Raw genomic sequence first — 20065 nt, 5'->3', positions numbered from 1 at the left:
TACAAACTCAAACATCAAGATAAATATTACCCATGACATTTGAATTGAAACATACGGATCGTAATCACTTATCACATCATTTTAATGCAGTTCTAGGGAATCCACCCGTTGAATGGAAGATAAGTGATCATCTAGTTGAGTATCCTGAAGCTCTGCGTTATATGCAAGAACGTGTAGAAAAAATTCTTGCAAAAACCGCGCATGAACAAGTTTGGCTTCTTGAACACCCTTCCCTTTATACAGCGGGAACGAGTGCAAATAAAAAAGATCTTTTGGCGCCTGATTTATTCCCTGTTTATGAAGCAGGACGTGGAGGTGAATTTACATATCACGGTCCAGGACAGCGTATTGCTTATATTATGCTTGATCTTAAACGCCGAAAACAAGACATTCGTGCTTTCATTAGTGCATTAGAAGAATGGATCATACAGATGCTTGCAAATTTTAATATTAAAGGTGAACGCAGAGAAGATCGCGTTGGTGTCTGGGTTAAACAGTCTCATTGCCCATCAAAACAAAATGATCTTTCTTCCGAAAATAAAATTGCAGCTATTGGCATTCGAGTGCGCAAATGGATAAGTTTTCATGGAGTTTCTATCAATGTTAATCCTAATTTAGCCCATTATTCAGGAATTGTTCCTTGTGGAATTACAAACCACGGTGTAACAAGCTTTCTTGATCTAGGTTGCCCTGTAACAATGCATGATATTGATATTGCTCTCAAACACGCTTTTGAACAAATTTTTGGTCCAACAATTGATGTTTCCTAAGTGCATTGATTTTTAAATAAAAAACAGGCATAAAATTATTTTAATAAATATTCTATTTTATGAGGTAGATAGTTAAACGCTATGAGCGATAACAAAAAGGATCTTTTTAGTGTCTTAGATAATGCTCAATCTCGGGTAAATACAAAAGAAAACACTCTGCAGTCCCCAATGAAATCAAAAACGATGATTTCAAAAAAAAGTGCAAAAGATACGCAAGAAGATGACTATAATGCCCTCTCTATTCGAGTGCTTGAGGGTTTAGAGCCCGTACGTTTACGCCCTGGAATGTATATTGGTGGAACAGACAGTAAAGCGCTTCATCATTTATTTGCCGAAATTATTGATAACGCGATGGATGAAGCTGTTGCGGGTTATGCAGATTCCATTGAGGTCTCATTAGATAGGAAGGGTTATATAACCGTTACAGATAATGGACGCGGTATTCCTGTCGAAAATCATCCTCAAATGCCTGAAAAATCTACTCTTGAAGTTATTATGACACAACTCCACTCAGGAGGAAAATTTGATGGAAAGGCTTATCAAACTGCAGGTGGACTTCATGGAGTAGGAATTTCTGTCGTCAATGCTCTTTCCGATGATATGGAAGTTGAAGTTGCACGAGAACGAAAACTTTACCGCCAACGTTTCTCACGCGGTATTCCTCAATCTGGATTGGAAGATCTAGGAGATATTTATAATCGTCGTGGTACGCGCGTTCGTTTTCATCCTGATTGTGAAATTTTTGGTGAAAAAGCAGCTTTTGATCCAGAAAAAATCTATAAGATGACATGCTCAAAAGCCTATCTTTTTGGGGGCGTAAAAATTCGCTGGACTTGTGATCCCGTTATACTTGAAGGCGCAAAAAATATTCCTGAAAAAGCTGTTTTTCATTTCCCCAATGGGCTTAAAGACTATTTACTCTCATCACTAAAAGATGAATATCGAGTAACGTCAGAAATTTTTTCTGGCAAAACACAACAAAATAATGGCCATGGCTCCGTTGAATGGGCTATCGCTTGGCATGGTGGTGATTCTTGTGTGCAATCTTACTGCAATACTATTCCTACAGGAGAAGGCGGAACACATGAAATAGGATTACGTCAAGCTCTTTTGCGTGGATTGAAATCCTACGCTGAGTTAATAGGAAACAAGCGCGCAGCAATTATTACGTCTGACGATATTATGATTTCAACAGCTGTGATACTTTCAGTCTTTATCAATAACCCTGAATTTGTTGGACAAACAAAAGATCGATTAGCAACCATTGAAGCGCAGCGTATCGTTGAGAATGCAATCCGCGATCCTTTTGATCATTGGTTAGCAAATTCCCCGCAAGAAGCAACAAAACTTCTTGATTGGGTTATTGAACGTGCTGAAGAACGTGTTAGACGACGCCAAGATAGAGAAATAAGTCGAAAAACTGCTGTCCGTAAATTACGTCTGCCCGGTAAACTTGCAGATTGTAGCCAGAACCACGCGGTGGGTGCTGAACTATTCATTGTTGAAGGGGATTCAGCAGGAGGATCTGCTAAACAAGCAAGAAATAGAGCAAACCAAGCAATTTTACCTCTTCGTGGTAAAATCTTAAATGTCGCCAGTGCTGCATATGAAAAAATGAACTCAAGCCAAACAATTAGCGATCTTATCCTCGCTCTTGGGTGTGGAACACGCTCCAAGTATCGTGAAAAAGATCTCAGATATGAACGTATTATCATCATGACAGATGCTGATGTTGATGGTGCTCATATTGCGTCACTGCTCATTACCTTCTTCTTTCAAGAAATGCCCGACCTTATTCATCAGGGACATTTATATCTCGCCGTCCCTCCCCTTTATAGAATATCGCAAGGAGGAAAAGTTGCTTACGCACGCGATGACATCCATAAGGATGAATTGCTCAAAACTGAATTTACTGGAAAAGCTAAAATCGAAATCGGGCGTTTTAAAGGGCTGGGTGAAATGCGCGCGGAACAACTTAAAGAAACGACTATGCATCCTCAAAAACGTACATTGCTTCGTGTTTCTATTGATGCCGTGGAAATGCAAGAAACGAAAAAGACTGTAGAAAGTCTCATGGGAACAAAACCAGAAGCACGATTTCGTTTCATACAAGAAAATTCTACTTTTGCTTCTAACCTAGACATCTAATGTAAAAAATATCCCTTTCAAACAACTGCGGCTGCGTCAATGACGCGCAGTTGCGGATTGGTCGTTCCATTCCAATAATTCAAACTAAGATGACCAGCTAAATGAATCATTTCACCAATATTTTCAAAAAGAAAATCACCAAGCGATGTCCCTACAGCACAAAAAGCTATTCCTTGCAGTTTTTTTCCTTCAACATTAGATACAACGAGGCGAAGATGTCCTTTACCAACTTCAGATAGATTCACCAATCGATGAGAGGGAAGAACAAAAACAGGTGTTGCATTCCCTGTCCCAAATGGCCCTGCTTTTTCAAGCAACTCAAACAGCGCTTCATTAACACCAGAAGCAGAAAGAGAACCATCTATACTAAGAGATTTTTTTGCACGCAACTGTGAAACCATTAAAGAAACTTTTTCTTCTAGCCATTTCCGAAAGATTTCAATTTTTGTTGATTGAATTGTAATTCCTGCTGCCATACTATGTCCCCCTCCTCTTTCTAATAAATTTAATGTAACAGCTTCACGAACGAGTGCTCCTAAATCTATACCATTAATTGAGCGTCCCGACCCTACGCCATTTCCATCTTCTTTCAAAGCAATAGCAAAAACAGGACAAAAAAAACGCTCTTTGAGACGAGAAGCAAGAATACCAATAATTCCCGGATGCCATTTTTTATGAGAAATTACAAGTGACAATGGTATTTTTTGATCTTGATAAAGAGAAGTAATGTAAGATTCCGCTTGTGCTAATTGAATGTTCTCCATTTCTTGGCGTTCTTGATTAAGCCGATCTAATTGTTCTGCTATTCTGTCCGCTTCATCTTTATTCTCACAGCTCAGCAAACGTGCTCCCAAAGCTTGATCACCAATGCGCCCTCCTGCATTAATTCTAGGACCTAACAAAAAACCTAAATGAAAACTATTAAGCGGCTCTCCTATTCGTGCAACCTTTGTTAAAGCTGTTATTCCTAGATTATGCATAGAACGAGCAACTTGAAGCCCTTTTATCACAAAAGCACGATTAACCCCCTGTAATGGAACGACATCACATATGGTTGCCAATGCAACAAGATCAAGCATACTCAAGAGATCAGGCAGCTGCCCTGGGAATTGTTTTTTCCGCAGCAAATGATGAACCCAAGCTAATGTAACAAAAACAACGCCCGCCGCACATAAATGCCCCTGTTTAGAAAAATCATCAGGGCGATTAGGATTGACAAGAGCAACGGCTTCTTGATGAATCTCTGACATTTGATGATGATCTAAAATCACAACATCAGCACCAGCAAGCCTCGCTGCTTTTACTGCATCTGGACTATTTGCGCCACAATCAACAGTGATAATTAACCGAGCGCCTTCTTGCACAAGCATCTTCATTGCTTGTTCATTCGGACCGTAGCCTTCAACAATACGATCAGGAATATAAATTTTGACTTCAATACCAAAATAACGAAAAAAACGGGCGATAAGTGCCGAAGAACAAGCACCATCAACATCATAATCACCAAAAACAGCAACCTGCTCTTGATTGAGAAGAGCCTTAATAATACGCTCTGCAGCGCATTGCATATCCCTAAAACTTTCTGGATCAGGCATAAGCGTACGTAATGTTGGATTAATAAAAGCAACAGCCTCAGCTTCATCCACATCTCTTGCTGAAAGTACTCGAGCTAACTGATCTGGAAAACCAAATTTTTGAGAAATAGCGCGCGCATTATTTATTCCTTGAACATCAAGGGCATTTAACCAAGCTTGACCACAAGCAGAAGATTTTACATTGAGAAAATAACGAGACCACTGCATTATTGCTTATTTTATAATGAAGAACGATAAAATACAATCATGCGTTAAGGATAAATTATAGTCTTTTGCAACATTCATTTTAAGTTTAAATTGTCCACAAACTTCTTTTAGTGAGGTATTATAATACCTTTATTATAACGTATTGTTTTATAAAGTTTTTATTTTCTCTTGACCTCAATCTAAAGACATTATATCAAAGAAAGTAGTATGCGTTAAATATTTCGCTATGGTAACAATTTTCAACGCAAAACAATAAAAATTCCCTTATATTAAAAGGGTTCTAATAAAGGATACTTCTATGGCAACTTTTTCACAAAAGCCAACTGAAGTGGTGAAAAAATGGGTTATTATTGACGCAGAAAACCTTGTTTTAGGTCGTCTTGCCACATTTGTTGCTAACCGCTTACGTGGCAAACATAAAGCTACATTTACTCCACATGTTGATGATGGTGACAACGTTATTGTCATTAATGCAGATAAAATAGCTCTCACTGGCAAAAAATATACGGATAAAAAATATTATTGGCATACCGGCTATATTGGTGGAATCAAACAACGTACAGCACGTCAACTTCTTGAGGGGCGTTTTCCTGAACGCGTTATTGAAAAAGCGGTAGAGCGCATGATTCCTCGTGGGCCTCTTGGTCGCCGTCAATTGAAGAATCTACGTGTTTACGCTGGAAGCCAACATCCACATGAAGCACAACAGCCTGAATCTCTTGACGTTGGTGCTTTAAACCGCAAAAACAAAAGGATTGCTTGATTATGGCTGAAATTAATTCTCTTTCTGAGCTTAGCATAGTAACAAGTATTATAGAAACACATGAAAATGTTGTTCCTGTCCACGTGCAAAAGCTTGATTCACAAGGACGTGCTTACGCAACAGGAAAGCGTAAAGACGCTGTTGCACGTGTATGGATTAAACCAGGTTCTGGAAAAATCACTATCAACAATAAGGAATTTGACAAATATTTTGCTCGTCCTGTTCTTAGAATGATTCTTCGTCAACCAATTGTTGCAACAAACAGGGATACCCAGTTTGATATTATTGCAACCGTTACAGGTGGTGGTCTTTCCGGACAAGCCGGTGCAGTACGCCATGGCATTTCCAAAGCTTTAACCTATTACGAACCAGAACTTCGCTCAATCTTGAAAAAAGGGGGGTTTCTTACCCGTGATAGCCGTGTTGTTGAACGTAAAAAATACGGTAAAGCAAAAGCACGTCGTTCTTTCCAATTCTCAAAGCGTTAATTTCAATTTTTGTACAATGCATAAAGCCTCGGACAAAAACGGGGCTTTTTTTAAACTGCTAAAACAGACGTTTCGTAGAGAAAAATTTATATCTGTTAGAAAAAAACAAGAATACAAAACAACCGCGTCTCCTTAGACAAGAGCTAAAAAATAGATCAAAAAATGCAAAACCTCAGTTTCAATTTTTTAAAACTTGTATTCTGCTAATAGACATATCCACGTGCTAGAATACAAAAATATCTGTAATATAACTTTAGTTATCTCATAAGCTTTTCAATGCCTTTTTCTATCATCACTTAACAAGCTTCAGTCCAAAAAATGCTTTACCATTGTGATAAAATGCGGGACAGAAATAGGTTTTGACATATATTCTTCACATCCACTTGCACGAATTCGTTCTTCATCCCCTTTCATAGCAAAGGCTGTTACAGCAACAACGGGAATCGATCTTAGTTCTTCATCTTCTTTTAATTGTTTAATAACATCTATTCCAGAAACCTCTGGCAACTGGATATCCACAAGGATAAGAGATGGCATTGATGAACGCGCCAAATCTAATGCCATAAGACCATTCCGCGTTTCAATGGTTTCATAGCCACTCGCTTCTACGAGATCACGGAATAGCTTCATATTAAGCTCATTATCTTCCACGATCATGACTTTTTTTGACATTAGTATAACTTCCATCCTTCTTAGACAAAATAGAAATGAATCTACATTCTCTTTGTTTAAGATAAAATGATAAAAAAAATTGTAAACCACAAAGAGACTAAAAGCTTCCAATAAAGGCTTTTTACGCAAACATTTGTAATACTCATCACTATGCTTTTTCACTTCATAAAAATGAAACCCACAATAGTCGTAAATTGTGTTACCGTGTATTTTTTGAGTTGATATACAAAGTTTATGGATATCTCAATTAATGCATTCGCGTTTTCATCATAGAAAAAATATCAACCACAAACTTAGCTCAAATGCGTATCTTGAAGAGGGAAAATTTAAGTAGCCTCTAAAATAGCTGATTAGTTAAAAATTTAATATGCCATATACCGCCATCCCCCAAAAAATATCTTAAGGATAAACTTATCAATATCATTAAGAATAAGATATAAATAAACCGTGATTAAATATAACGGTTTATTTATATGAAATATTCAAAAACAGAAAAATTCAAAGTTCATCAAGTAAAATATCTTTTAATTCAAAGCCCATGCGCTATGAGCAAGAGCATCAAACATTCTTCCACCTGTCGTTCTTTCAGGACATGATGGCGTTCTAGTAAAGAAATATACAAGATATGCGACTAAACCAAAAATTAATGTCTCTATCCCCATTAAAATCGCGACTTTTTGGACATTTTTCTCAGCCCCTTGGCCTCCAAATTGGCTAATAATCATATCAACAGCTTTAATAACTCTATTTTCCTGTGTCATTACAGAAATGAAACCAGCATTTTGAAATCTACCATTTAAAGAATCGGCATTGACTCCTAAAATCTGTGAAAAGAAAATAGCTACTGCAATTACACATAATACACAATGCTTAAATATTTTCATCATAACCACCTATTACAATGTTTAATAAAATAAATTTTCTTTACTGTCCCCTCCAAATATAAAACATTACATCATCTATCGATAAATTATATTTATCTTATGATCATAAAAAAATATAATACAAAATTTTAATTAATAATTTTATATTATATTACATTTACAATATATCCGTTACATGTTTATTTTAAGATTGTCAATTATTTTATTTGTGTTTTAAAATTGTATAATTTAATGGTAAAAACATATTAAAATAAAATTATTAATTAAAATTTTGTATTATTTTTATCTTTATTGTCATAAATATTATTAGATATTATAGTATAAAAAATATCACTGTGTTTTTTTAGTTATACGTAGTGTTTTTTATTTTTTTATAATATATTAAGATAATTATTTTTAAAATTTACAGAAAAAATATCTTATTCTGATAAAATAATTTTGCCTTATTATAGATTGAGAAGAAATAGCTTCCCCAGCAAAAAATTAGCGTCAGAACCAGCTTGGCTCTTTGATTAAAAAAGCTAAATTAGATAAGATAAGGAATAACTTTGGTGAACGCGCCAAATCTAATGCAATGCCATAAGGCCATTACACATTTCAACGATTTCACAGCCATTCGTTTCTACAAGAACGCAGAATAATTTCAATAAAGTTCATTGTCTTCTACGATTATAACTTTCTGACTTTTATATCATCCCCTAACCTATTAAATTTATGAATTGTTTCTTATAACTTATAAAAGTCATGACAATAAAAAGAAAAGCGCTCAACAGAAAAGATCCAATATTCCATTCATTTTTACCAAATAACAGTGAAACGGGCAAAGAAGCAGAAAAAGCCATGGGAAGCATAAACAAACGCCATTTTACGATGCTTGAAGGATAAATTCCTATTGATACAAATGAAAGCTCGTAAATCATTTCATGAAAATATTCGATAAGCATCTTACAGCTAATAATAAATGTTACAAAATTAAACATCATGAAAAAAATATTGACGATAAAAACACAAAATATTGCAACAATAAAAGAGATCCATCTTAGCTTAAAATCGGATATATTCGGTAATGATACAAATAAATAGGCACTCACATAAAGAACAAAGAGTTTGATCAGATTAATTGGGTTACACCAACCAAACAACATCAACAACCAGATTGAAACAGGCTTTATCAAGTATGGCTCAATTTTACCATCAGCTACTTTTTCAAAAAACGTTTCAATAGAATTAGTAAAAATATTCTAAGTAAAACAAAAACAACAAAGATAAAATGGATTTCATCTCTGCTATAGTTACCGATCTTTCCTGAAAAAAATATTCTATCAATAAATATGAATTAAATAAAATAGCATAGAGAAAGAATAAACTCCCTAGCCAAATTCTTACCGTAAACAATCTGTCGGCAGATATTTAGGCTGATAAAATAAAGGATTATTTTCATCTCAACCACCCGCTCCATTATATGCTTTCATTCCTTTATTCCAAGCAATATAAATTAAGAATAAAAGACACAAAATATAAGCAAAACTTCCAAAAATAAACTGCTAAAACAACGCTAAATTTTGCGTCGCGAAAAACTCGGCAGGAGCTAATATCATGAAACGATAAGGATTAAATTGCATGAGCGGAATAAACCACACCAGCCAAAAAGATGGTGGTAAAAGAACACTCCCCCAAAGCGCCGAACCAAGAATACTGAAAGAGAGTAATATATTGTACTCAATCACCCAAAAGCTTAATAAGGCAATTCCAAAAGAGAGTAAAAGACAAAGCAATTGTGATAGAATAGCAATGAGAAAAAAGAATAGAAAAGCGATAACCAATCCCAGAATATTTCATAGGATAAAACAAGCTTAACAACAAAAAGAGCCAATAACGGGATGCCATATAATACACTCTCCCCTAAAAAAGTAAAAAGCATTTGTGTCATATAACTGAAGAGCTTTGTGAGATATACTTCTAATTGACCTTCTTTAACATGATGAGAGAAAAATTTAATCACATTATAAACATTATTTAAGCGTCCTAGGACTAAAGCAAAAGCATAATAATGCATCATATCATAAAGCTAAAGCCATTTATGGTATTGCCCGTATCAAAGAACAGTGCATTCCATAATAGAAGTTGAATAACAAATGGCGAAAGTATCCCAATGATAATATCGGTAAAAAACACTGCTCTATAACTTAGAACTGTGAGTAATCAATTCTTGGCAAAAAGAAACACACCAAAGCAGTGGTTAGATAAATTCTTTCAATTTAACACGGAGCATCTCTTCAAGCGAGGGAGTAGATAACAGAGAACGTACAGTTCAGTTCGGTTGTAATTTCGCGTACAAAACGCGCAAAATCCTCACGGGACAGCGAAACCTCCAGCGAGCATTCTTCAGCGTTAAAGTGCTTATCTTTTAAAAGAGTAGATAATTTCAACGCAATCTCATCAATTTTTTCTACAACAGCTGAAGGTGCAGCCAAATGTTCACAAAAAATGGTCATTCTCACCAAAGAAGGAATGATATTTTAAAGCGCGTGAAGGTTACCATGAAACTGTTTATTTCCCTTATGTCAAGAGAATAATATCATCGACGTATCCAGTACCGCTCTCTTTTTTCAGTTTTTAAGAAGCTCTCTGATTTCATGCTTAGATGTAATATCAAGACCAATACTTGGCTCATCGAGGAACAACAGTTTAGGTCTAAAAGAGAGATTAAATGCCAATTCGCTTTTCACTCTCTCACCCAGACTAAGCATCCGCACTGGCTTATCCATAATATGCTCAAGACCCCAGAAACTCAGTGATCTCTTTAAAATCACGGGGAAAAGGCACATTCAAGACCATATGGTTGAACCATATCCAGACTGTAACGTAAGGGTAAATCTCACCATAAACAATTCTTGTGACCAACGACCACACCCAAAGATTTGAACAGATCTTTCTTCGCTTTATAAGGATCAACACCAAGAACTTTAACACATCCCTCATCAGCATATTGTATCCCAGAAAATATTTTAATCAGTGTCGATTTACCCGCTCCGTTAGGGCCACGAATTGCTAATGATTGCCCTAAAAAGAGGGTGAAACTCATATCTTTTAAACACATGATGATTTGTATGAACCAGCTTGAAGAGAGAAATCACCTTGTTTTTAAAACCAATTCCTCTATCAATATTGCAATATATTTTTGAGAGGCTACTTTTCCTAAGCATTACTATAAAATGCCTCAATTATTCCCCCATGAAAAAATTAAAATTGCCTTCACTATTTTAGTAAATATCCTTCAGATTTTATCTAACTCGTCTCCCTCAACAGACACGCCCCCCGACCTCTGTAGATAATTCAAAGGAGCAGCTTCATCAGTCCAGATTATTAAATAACACGCCATATCCAAAAATAACAATACAATCTATATGGATAAAGAGCTGTAGAAAAAACTTATGATATTCGAAAATTTCATCACTCAAAAACACAATTTTTTCATAGAGATTTACTTATCAAAAATTTTCTTCAAATGATGCCCTATTCATCTTATCAAATTGATAGACAAAGTTTGTATCAATCAAAAAGAACAAATGAAGTTTCTTTATTCTGTTTCAGCATCACTCTCATTAAAAGACAAAAGATTAAAACTTTGGACCATATGAGGTGGTAAAGGTGCAACAATATCCAATATTCCTCCTGAAGGATGAGGAATACGAATACGACGTGCATGAAGATGAAGACGGTTTTGAATTCCTCCTGGTAATGTCCAATTACTATCAGAAAAAAAATACTTTGTATCGCCAATGATAGGATGATCCATATAGGCAGCATGCACACGAAGCTGATGTGTTCTCCCTGTATAGGGTTCCATTTCAAGCCACGAAAGAGCCCGCCCTCGCGTATCTAAAACGCGATAGTAGGAAACCGCATGATGTGAATCTGGCTCCCCATGTTCACAAACGCGCATTTTGTCACCTTGTGCAGTCATTTCCTTAACCATCCACGTTGAAATTTTGTCCTGCTTTTTTTTAGGCACGCCCCGAATCAACGCCCAATAAATCTTTTTTGTTTCTCGCGCTCTAAAAGCAGCTGTTAAGGACTGAGCAGCTCCCCTTGATCGCGCAACAATAAGGACACCCGACGTCTCACGATCAAGACGATGAACTAAACGCGGCTTTTCACCTTTTTTATTGCGCCATACCTCAAGCATACTATCCATATGACGTGTTAAACCAGAGCCTCCTTGTACAGCCAACCCAGCTGGTTTATTAAAAACAAATACCTTTGGGTCTTCATAAAGCAGCATTTTTTTTAAAACGGTTCCATCATCCTGCCCACGAAGTGTTTTATCCGTTATTGAAAGATTTTCCTTGTCATTAATAGGGAGAGGTGGAATACGAACAGCTTGCCCCATACAAAGACGCGTATCGGCTTTCACACGTCCGCCATCAACCCGTATCTGACCAGAACGCAACAATTTTTGCAAAGCTCCAAAACCAAGTCCTGGGTAATACACTTTAAACCAGCGATCTAAACGCATTCCATTTTCATCTGCCTCAACTTTTTTTATTTCTATACCTACCATGAAAATTCCCTTACCTGATAATTTTATTGAGCTATTTTTGCGCCTTTATAAACACAAAAATTCATATTTTAGTTGGCTTTATCACACCATATTACAGTTAGTATCCAAAATTGCCTTTTCTTAACATCCAAATTTTATTAGCTAAAAACTAAGCGTTATAAAAATCAACAGCCTTTACGCTTAATAGCGAATGGAGGTAATTAACTGTGTCCTTATTCAAAACCTATGCACGTGTTCTCACTTACCTAAATAGAGAAAAAAATGCATCCCTTTTAATCTGTACCGCTAATGTTATGTTAGCTATTATCACCATTGCAGAACCTATTTTATTCGGACGCGTTATTGATTCTATTTCAGAAAAATCAGCTATCATTCCTACTCTTACCATTTGGGTTTGTTTTGGACTTTCACATATTATTGCTTATGTCCTTGTTGCTCGCGGTGCTGACCGCTTAGCCCATAGACGCCGTTTAACGGTTTTAACAGAATCTTTCGAACGTATCATTGCCATGCCTTTAATTTGGCATCAACAACGTGGGACTTCCAACGCACTCCATACACTTTTGCGCGCAATAGATTCCATGTCAACCATATGGCTTGATTTTATGCGCCAACACCTCTCAACGCTTGTCGCCTTATTGGTTCTCATCCCCACAGCGTTTAATATGAATTGGCGTCTTTCAATAGTCTTGGTTGTGCTTGCCATCATCTACGTATTAATTGCACGTTTAGTGATGCGAAAAACAAAAGACGAACAAGCCGCTGTAGAATGCTACCACCACAACCTTTTTAAACATATCAGTGATTCAATCTCTAATGTTTCCATTGTACAAAGTTATAACCGAATAAAAGAAGAAACTTCTATACTGCATCAACATACAAATGCTCTGCTTAAGGCACAAAATCCTGTTCTCAATTGGTGGGCGCTTGCCAGTGGCTTAAATCGAATGGCTTCAACAATTTCAATCGTTTGTGTTCTTCTCCTTGGAGCCTTTTTTGTTGCAAAAGGTCAATTACGAGTAGGTGAAGTCGTTTCTTTTGTTGGATTTGCGCAACTCATGATTAGCCGTCTAGACCAAATAAGCAATTTTATTAATTGTGCAATATCCTCACAAGCAAAACTGCAAGAATTTTTTGAAATGGAAGATTCAACTTTTCATATCAACGAACCGAAAAATCTTCCTTCCCTCAAAAATGTTAAAGGCACCATAGAATTTCATCACGTGACCTATAAATTCCCAAATTCTTCTCAAGGTGTTTTTGATATTTCCTTTGAGGTTAAAGCAGGACAAACTGTTGCGATTGTAGGACCAACAGGGGCTGGGAAAACAACATTGATTAATCTGTTGCAACGCGTATACGACCCTATCTTTGGGCATATCTCCATTGATGGAATAAATATATGCTCGATCAATCGCAAATCTTTACGCAAATCTCTAGCAACAGTATTTCAAGACTCAAGTCTTTTCAACCGTACTATTCATGACAATATTTTAATAGGAAAAGCGAGCGCAACGAATGAAGAACTTTATGAAGCAGCAAAAATAGCAGAAGCTCACGATTTTATTCTAAAAAAAGCTGATTGTTATAACACAATGGTGGGCGAACGAGGATCTCAATTATCAGGTGGAGAAAAACAGCGACTAGCAATTGCACGTGCTGTTTTAAAAAATGCCCCTATTCTCATTCTAGATGAAGCAACAAGCGCTCTTGATGTTGAAACAGAAGCACGTGTCAAAGATGCTCTCGATTGCATACGCCATAACCGCACTACTTTTATTATAGCACATCGCCTCTCAACAGTGCGCAATGCTGATGTGATACTCTTTCTGGAACATGGTTACTTAATGGAAAAAGGAAACTTTCAAGAATTGATCGATAAAGGGGGACGTTTCTATAAATTTTTAAAGGCAAGTAGTTTAACAATCAAACCACCAGAAAGAGAAAGAGAAAATGTTATCCCCTTACACGAAGCCATAGCATCATAAAAACATACTCTTCATAAATCTTATGCAAAAAAATCCTCCTTAATATAACAAGAGTGCTTATATATGATACAAGTAAAAAGATTTCTAAAAATGCCACAATCCATTTTAGGTATTTAAGACAGATATTAAAACAATTTAGTATTTTCTCTACTATTGCAATTTTACTAGATTGGGACAAAAATACTGCCCTATGTCTGTGCGTATTAACGAATATACACTCTCATTTAGGGAAAATATAAAGATGTAAAGGTAAAAACAACTTCCAGTTTTACCGTCTTCTTTTAACTCAGCTTTACGAATTTCAAAACGAACTAAAGCAATAGCTTTTAAATAATGAATATTATGTATTGCTTTGCTTTTTGTTTATCACGTTTTTTATAGTCCTCTCATAAAGAACAAAACGTCGTTGTTTTGCACATTCATATGGCTTTTTTTAGAAACATTTCTCAATACTCCTAAACCCATTTCACAACGACATCCGTGAGTGGTTGTGATTAATTTAACATACACAGAATTTGAAACGATAAATTATCATTATAAATCAATGTATTAAGGCAATCGTTTTATAATAAATTAGACATTAATCTAAATCTTTAGATTTATGTAATATTCGTTTGATTTATATAGATAATTCATTATTTATAACTTAAAATAAAGACTTATAAAGATAGGAGAATATTCTTTTCAAGACCTTTTAATGATAAACTAAAAAACTGTTTGCTTGTACATAACAAGCAAAATGAAAACAATACAATAGCTCTAAGATACAACAATTCTTTTATAAGCATTTTCAAGGAAAGGGGTTTTAGTTATTTGAAAGCTAATAGAATAATGACAGCTTATAACTTTATAAGGATAATCGTATGCAATAAATCTTGTATTATTCCTTTCATAAAAAGAGATGTTTCTTCAAAAAAATCTATAAGAGCAACACAATAATTAGTCTTCCTAGTAAAACAATATACAGCAAAGCATGAAGTGCTGCATAACCTATCTTGTCTTAAAACGGTGACTCCTGAAACGCTTGGAAGCTATAAAGCCAAATAAAAAAGTAATAATTAAAGACAAACACTGTTTTTATTTTTACAATTGTATTTTTCCCCAATTATGCTGTATCTTCATTTCAGAAATACACCAGACAGATATTCATGATACTTATATGCCACCTCAATATAAAAATGTAAACAATACCTATCCAGAATAATTTCATTCTTTAATTTTTTTCAAGAAAATCTTTTAGTGCCGCAAATGCCTCATCAGCTTTGTTCCCCTCAGGACCACCAGCCTGCGCCATATCAGGACGGCCACCTCCACCTTTACCACCAAGCATAGCTGAAAGAATACGAACGAGATCAACAGCATTTAACTTATCCGTTAAATCATCCGTAACGCCGACAACAGCACTCCCTTTTCCATCCCCCGAGACACTAATAAAAGCAACAATTCCAGATCCGATTTGTTTTTTCTCAGAATCAACAAGCGCCTTAAGATCCCGTGGTAAAATATTCTTAACAACGCGTCCAGTAAAAGAAAGCCCATTAATGATGGTAATATCACCTTGGCTCCCTTCTGTTATTCCACCACTCAACATCATTTTCTTGCGTAAATCATTCAATTCTTTTTCAAGTTTACGACGATCATCAAGCAAATTTCGCACCCGTTCTTCCACGCCAGCAGAAGAAGTTTTTAAAAGATCAGCAATTTCATGAATACGTTCATCTTGGCGGCTAAGATAAAGACGTGCTTCTTTGCCTGTTAAAGCTTCAATACGCCGAACTCCAGCTGAAACAGAACTTTCAGAAAAAATATGAATCAAACCAATATCACCTGTTCGCTCCACATGTGTGCCTCCACAAAGCTCTATTGACCAATGCTTTTTTAATCTTCGCTGTTCAATTGGCTCCCCCATAGAAACAACGCGAACTTCATCACCATATTTCTCACCAAATAATGCCATTGCACCTTCAGAAATTGCATCATCTACAGCCATGAGGTGCGTTATCACTCTACTATTTTGCAAAATAATCTCATTTACTAAATCTTCTATTTTTTTCAGTTCTTCTGGTGAAACGGATTTTGGATGAGAAAAATCAAAACGCAACCGATCTGGCGATACAAGAGAGCCCTTTTGTGTAACATGAGATCCCAAAACTTGTCGTAAAGCTTCGTGTAACAAATGAGTAGCAGAATGATTTCCACGAATTTTTTTACGACGAACAACATCAACGGTTAATTCTACACAATCAGACCTCGATGCCTGACCAGATTTCACCTCCCCAATATGAATAAAAACACCATCACCCTTTCTTTGGGTATCATACACCTCAAAAATAAAATTTTCACCAGAAATGATACCACTATCACCAATTTGCCCACCAGATTCAGCATAAAAAGGTGTCTGATTAACAACAAGCATAGCTTTCTGACCTGAAGAAATATGATCAACAAGTTTACCATCACACACAAGAGCTGTAAGAATGCCTTTAGCCGTTTCTGTTTCATAACCCAAAAATTCTGTAGCCCCTACTTTATCACGAACAGAAAACCAGATCTTTTCTGTTACAGCTTCCCCAGAACCAGACCAATTGGCACGCGCTTCCTCTTTTTGACGTTCCATCGCTTTATCAAAGGTATCAACATCAACAGATATTCCACGACACCGCAAAACATCCTGTGTTAAATCAAGCGGAAAACCATAGGTATCGTGAAGCTTGAAAGCAACTTCACCATTTAAATGATCTCCTTCTTTAAGATCGCTACTTGCTTCATTTAACAAACCCAGTCCTCGTTCAAGCGTTTTACGAAAACGGATTTCTTCTAACCTTAAAGTTTCTGAAATCAAAGATTCAGCACGCACCAATTCAGGATAGGCTTCTCCCATTTCGCGGTTTAAAACAGGCAAAAGTTTCCACATTAAGGGCTCTTTAGTACCAAGAAGATGCGCATGACGCATAGCACGACGCATAATACGACGTAAAACATATCCTCTTCCTTCATTAGAAGGAAGCACACCATCAGCAATCAAAAATGCAGATGAGCGAAGATGATCAGCAATGACACGATGGCTGGCAATAAAATCACCCTTTGCCTCAATCCCTGTAATTTCTTCTGATGCAGCAATTAATACACGAAAAAGATCAATGTCATAATTATCATGAACGCCCTGTAAAACAGCAGCAATACGCTCTAATCCCATACCGGTATCAATAGAAGGATGAGGCAAATCAACACGCTCTTCCTGAGAAATCTGCTCATATTGCATAAAAACAAGATTCCAAATCTCAATAAAGCGATCACCATCTTCTTCCATACTTCCAGGAGGACCGCCCCAGATTTCATTACCATGATCATAAAAAATCTCCGAACAAGGCCCACAAGGACCTGTTTCTCCCATCGACCAAAAATTATCAGCCGTCGCAATACGGACAATTTTTTTATCTGGAAGACCTGAAATTCTACGCCACAGTTCAGCAGCAACATCATCACTCTGGTAAACTGTCACCAACAATTTATCTTTTGGCAGGCAAAATTCCTTCGTTAAAAGATTCCATGATAAAAAAATGGCTTCTTCTTTGAAATAATCACCGAAAGAAAAATTACCTAGCATTTCAAAAAATGTATGATGGCGCGCCGTATAACCAACATTATCAAGATCATTATGCTTTCCACCCGCACGAACACATTTTTGTGCCGTTGTTACCTGCTTATAAGGAGGTTTTTCAAGTCCAGTAAAAACATTTTTAAACTGCACCATCCCTGCATTTGTAAACATAAGTGTAGGATCATTCCGCGGAACAAGCGGACTAGAAGAAAGAACTTTATGCCCATTACGATGAAAATAATCCAAGAATATTGACCGAATATTATTAACACTATTCATACTGACACCTGCTCAATACAGCACAAAACCATAAAAGAAAAATCCCCCTCATTAAATATCCTCTTCGCTACGCATGGAGTCAATTTAATCAAAGAATGGAATATTTGTTTTAAAAAATTGAGAAAAAACAACTGTGTATTTAAAAACTCAAACAAAAAACAGAAAAATCTTAAAGGAAAAAATTATAGACGAAAAAAACGCTCCATTAAATAGCTGAATCACTTTCTATATTTTCTGACCCTGCATTTTCTAACAATTCAATCGCAATCAAACCAGCATTTTGACGCAAAGCTGCTTCAATCTCTGTAGCTATTTCCGCATGTTCACGTAAAAACTGCTTTGCATTCTCACGCCCCTGTCCTAAACGCTGAGAATTATAAGAAAACCATGCACCAGATTTTTCCACAATACCAACCTTGACACCCAAATCAATCAATTCACCTACTTTGGAAATACCTTCACCATAAATAATATCAAACTCAACCTGTTTGAATGGAGGCGCTAGTTTATTCTTCACCACTTTAACACGCGTCTGATTACCAACGATTGCATCCCTATCTTTTATCGATCCAATGCGGCGAATATCTAAACGAACAGAAGCATAAAACTTTAAAGCGTTTCCACCTGTTGTCGTTTCGGGAGAACCAAACATTACACCGATTTTCATGCGAATTTGATTAATAAAGACAACCATACAGTTAGAGCGAAAAATTGCTGCTGTTAATTTTCGTAACGCTTTACTCATTAACCGAGCTTGCAATCCGGGCAAAGCATCACCCATTTCACCGTCAATTTCTGCTCGCGGTGTTAAAGCTGCGACAGAATCCACAACAAGCACATCAACCGCACCAGAACGAACCAACGTTTCTGTAATTTCTAATGCCTGTTCACCGGTATCTGGCTGAGAAATGAACAAATTTTCTAGATCAACACCAAGCTTACGCGCATAAATAGGATCAAGCGCATGCTCTGCATCAATAAAAGCACAAATCCCACCCCCTTTCTGTGCTTCAGCAATAGCGTGTAGAGCTAATGTTGTTTTTCCAGAACTTTCTGGTCCATAAATCTCAACAATACGCCCCTTGGGTAATCCACCAATCCCTAAAGCAATATCCAAGGATAATGACCCTGTTGGAACTGTTTCAATTTCAACAACCTGCTCTTTTTGCCCAAGACGCATAATCGAGCCTTTACCAAAAGAACGTTCAATTTGTGAGAGAGCAGCATCGAGAGCTTTTGTTTTATCCACGATGTATATCCTTGATCGATTCATAATAACCTAAAACTTAAGTGTACACTGTACTTTTAATTTAACTAAAGGCTTGAGTTTAGATTTTCACAGACTATTCCCATTCCTATCTCCGCATTATGTCCATACATTCATGACCATCACAATAAAGAATTGATATTGCTTATCTTACGACACAAAATAAACTCCAATAAATAATACCCTATGAGAGCATAGTTAACATATTTATATCTCTCTAGAAAAGGAACAATTTAAATTTAAACACAATGTTCTACAGTCCTTCTGCTTATCCCTTTGATTAAGCACTTAAGAGACTAAGAGTTCTCCTGCTGTTGATCACACAAAAACGCATCATCAATCAACCTCATACCCTATTGCATCGAAGAACAAAACGCCATTGTGTTGCATATTCATGCACTTGATTTAAGAAACATCTCTCAACACTCCCCCAAACTCACTTCGTGACAACACCTATGAATGTAGTATACTGTAAAGCCCTTTGAGCGACACCATCTTTACACTAAAGAAGGAGCGACACCATCGCATTATTTATCATTCCCCAATGTTGCGACAGCTCTCGGTACTTAAGACGATTCACAAGAGGAATTTTTAGTTCTTTCTTGTACAGTTTTACGCTAATCCTGCTTGTAACATACAAGCGAATAATTTAATTGATTCAACAAATAAAAATAACAGGCTTGGAATGAATGAAATTTACGGTATTTGGGACTGGCATTCAACTTACAAAAAGTGAATTATCATTAAAATCAATATATTATTTAATAAAAACCACAAAAATAAAGCAGTTTAAAAATTGAATGACACATTTAAATTGGATAAAAAAATATGCATTTTTT

General features: G+C 36.2%; 16 protein-coding genes. 6 read left to right on the top strand and 10 right to left on the bottom strand.

Annotation, left to right across the window (positions count from 1 at the left end):
* Positions 1–32: 32 nt before the first annotated feature.
* Both lipB and parE read left to right on the top strand, forming a co-directional pair.
* On the top strand, positions 33–770 hold the full coding sequence (gene lipB, locus ACFIJS_RS03130; RefSeq protein WP_375649847.1) for a lipoyl(octanoyl) transferase LipB: 738 nt from the start codon (positions 33–35) through the stop codon (positions 768–770).
* Between the two features lie 81 nt (positions 771–851).
* Complete coding sequence (gene parE, locus ACFIJS_RS03125; RefSeq protein WP_375649845.1) at positions 852–2918, top strand: DNA topoisomerase IV subunit B; 2067 nt, start codon at positions 852–854, stop codon at positions 2916–2918.
* A gap of 17 nt (positions 2919–2935) precedes the next feature.
* Here the strand turns inward: parE and recJ are convergent, their stop codons facing one another.
* The gene (recJ, locus tag ACFIJS_RS03120) at positions 2936–4720 is read right to left on the bottom strand and encodes a single-stranded-DNA-specific exonuclease RecJ (RefSeq protein WP_375649842.1); all 1785 of its coding nucleotides are present in this window, start codon (positions 4718–4720) and stop codon (positions 2936–2938) included.
* A 298-nt stretch (positions 4721–5018) separates the two neighbouring features.
* Between recJ and rplM the strand changes: the two genes are divergently transcribed.
* Both rplM and rpsI read left to right on the top strand, forming a co-directional pair.
* Entirely contained in the window at positions 5019–5483 is a 465-nt protein-coding gene (rplM, locus tag ACFIJS_RS03115; RefSeq protein WP_015856544.1) for a 50S ribosomal protein L13, read from the top strand.
* Positions 5484–5485: 2 nt separating this feature from the next.
* Positions 5486–5971 carry a 30S ribosomal protein S9 gene (gene rpsI, locus ACFIJS_RS03110; RefSeq protein ID WP_375649840.1) on the top strand — a complete coding sequence of 162 codons (486 nt, stop codon included), beginning with the start codon at positions 5486–5488 and terminating at the stop codon, positions 5969–5971.
* 306 nt (positions 5972–6277) lie between these two features.
* Here the strand turns inward: rpsI and ACFIJS_RS03105 are convergent, their stop codons facing one another.
* The 3 genes from ACFIJS_RS03105 to ACFIJS_RS03095 form a co-directional block, all read right to left on the bottom strand.
* Entirely contained in the window at positions 6278–6643 is a 366-nt protein-coding gene (locus ACFIJS_RS03105) for a response regulator (protein WP_015856546.1), read from the bottom strand.
* Between the two features lie 524 nt (positions 6644–7167).
* Positions 7168–7527 (bottom strand): hypothetical protein, encoded by a 360-nt coding sequence (locus tag ACFIJS_RS03100; protein ID WP_375649986.1) that lies wholly within the window; start codon positions 7525–7527, stop codon positions 7168–7170.
* A 698-nt stretch (positions 7528–8225) separates the two neighbouring features.
* Positions 8226–8702, bottom strand: a complete 477-nt coding sequence (locus tag ACFIJS_RS03095; protein WP_375649837.1) for a hypothetical protein — start codon at positions 8700–8702, stop codon at positions 8226–8228.
* 445 nt (positions 8703–9147) lie between these two features.
* On the opposite strand from ACFIJS_RS03095, the gene ACFIJS_RS03090 reads away from it, so the two are divergent.
* Positions 9148–9384: a hypothetical protein gene (locus ACFIJS_RS03090; RefSeq protein WP_375649834.1), complete on the top strand. Its 237-nt coding sequence runs from the start codon at positions 9148–9150 to the stop codon at positions 9382–9384.
* A 419-nt stretch (positions 9385–9803) separates the two neighbouring features.
* Here ACFIJS_RS03090 and ACFIJS_RS03085 read toward each other — a convergent pair whose 3' ends face one another.
* From ACFIJS_RS03085 to ACFIJS_RS03070, 4 genes are all read right to left on the bottom strand, one after another.
* On the bottom strand, positions 9804–10022 hold the full coding sequence (locus ACFIJS_RS03085; RefSeq protein WP_375649832.1) for a hypothetical protein: 219 nt from the start codon (positions 10020–10022) through the stop codon (positions 9804–9806).
* Positions 10023–10136: 114 nt separating this feature from the next.
* A complete protein-coding gene (locus tag ACFIJS_RS03080; RefSeq protein ID WP_375649984.1) occupies positions 10137–10277 on the bottom strand; it encodes a hypothetical protein in 141 nt (46 codons plus the stop codon).
* A gap of 128 nt (positions 10278–10405) precedes the next feature.
* Positions 10406–10627 carry an ATP-binding cassette domain-containing protein gene (locus ACFIJS_RS03075; RefSeq protein ID WP_375649828.1) on the bottom strand — a complete coding sequence of 74 codons (222 nt, stop codon included), beginning with the start codon at positions 10625–10627 and terminating at the stop codon, positions 10406–10408.
* A 480-nt stretch (positions 10628–11107) separates the two neighbouring features.
* Positions 11108–12091 carry an RluA family pseudouridine synthase gene (locus ACFIJS_RS03070; RefSeq protein ID WP_375649826.1) on the bottom strand — a complete coding sequence of 328 codons (984 nt, stop codon included), beginning with the start codon at positions 12089–12091 and terminating at the stop codon, positions 11108–11110.
* Positions 12092–12297: 206 nt separating this feature from the next.
* Between ACFIJS_RS03070 and ACFIJS_RS03065 the strand changes: the two genes are divergently transcribed.
* On the top strand, positions 12298–14079 hold the full coding sequence (locus tag ACFIJS_RS03065; protein ID WP_375649824.1) for a glucan ABC transporter ATP-binding protein/ permease: 1782 nt from the start codon (positions 12298–12300) through the stop codon (positions 14077–14079).
* A 1213-nt stretch (positions 14080–15292) separates the two neighbouring features.
* Here the strand turns inward: ACFIJS_RS03065 and alaS are convergent.
* Entirely contained in the window at positions 15293–17959 is a 2667-nt protein-coding gene (alaS, locus tag ACFIJS_RS03060) for an alanine--tRNA ligase (RefSeq protein WP_375649821.1), read from the bottom strand.
* Positions 17960–18164: 205 nt separating this feature from the next.
* The gene (recA, locus tag ACFIJS_RS03055) at positions 18165–19208 is read right to left on the bottom strand and encodes a recombinase RecA (protein WP_375624053.1); all 1044 of its coding nucleotides are present in this window, start codon (positions 19206–19208) and stop codon (positions 18165–18167) included.
* Positions 19209–20065 lie beyond the last annotated feature (857 nt).

It is taken from the genome of Bartonella sp. OT172YNZD (assembly GCF_042193725.1).
In the GTDB taxonomy this organism is placed as follows: Bacteria; Pseudomonadota; Alphaproteobacteria; order Rhizobiales; family Rhizobiaceae; genus Bartonella; species Bartonella grahamii_A.
This window is presented reverse-complemented; position numbering and strand designations above follow the sequence as displayed.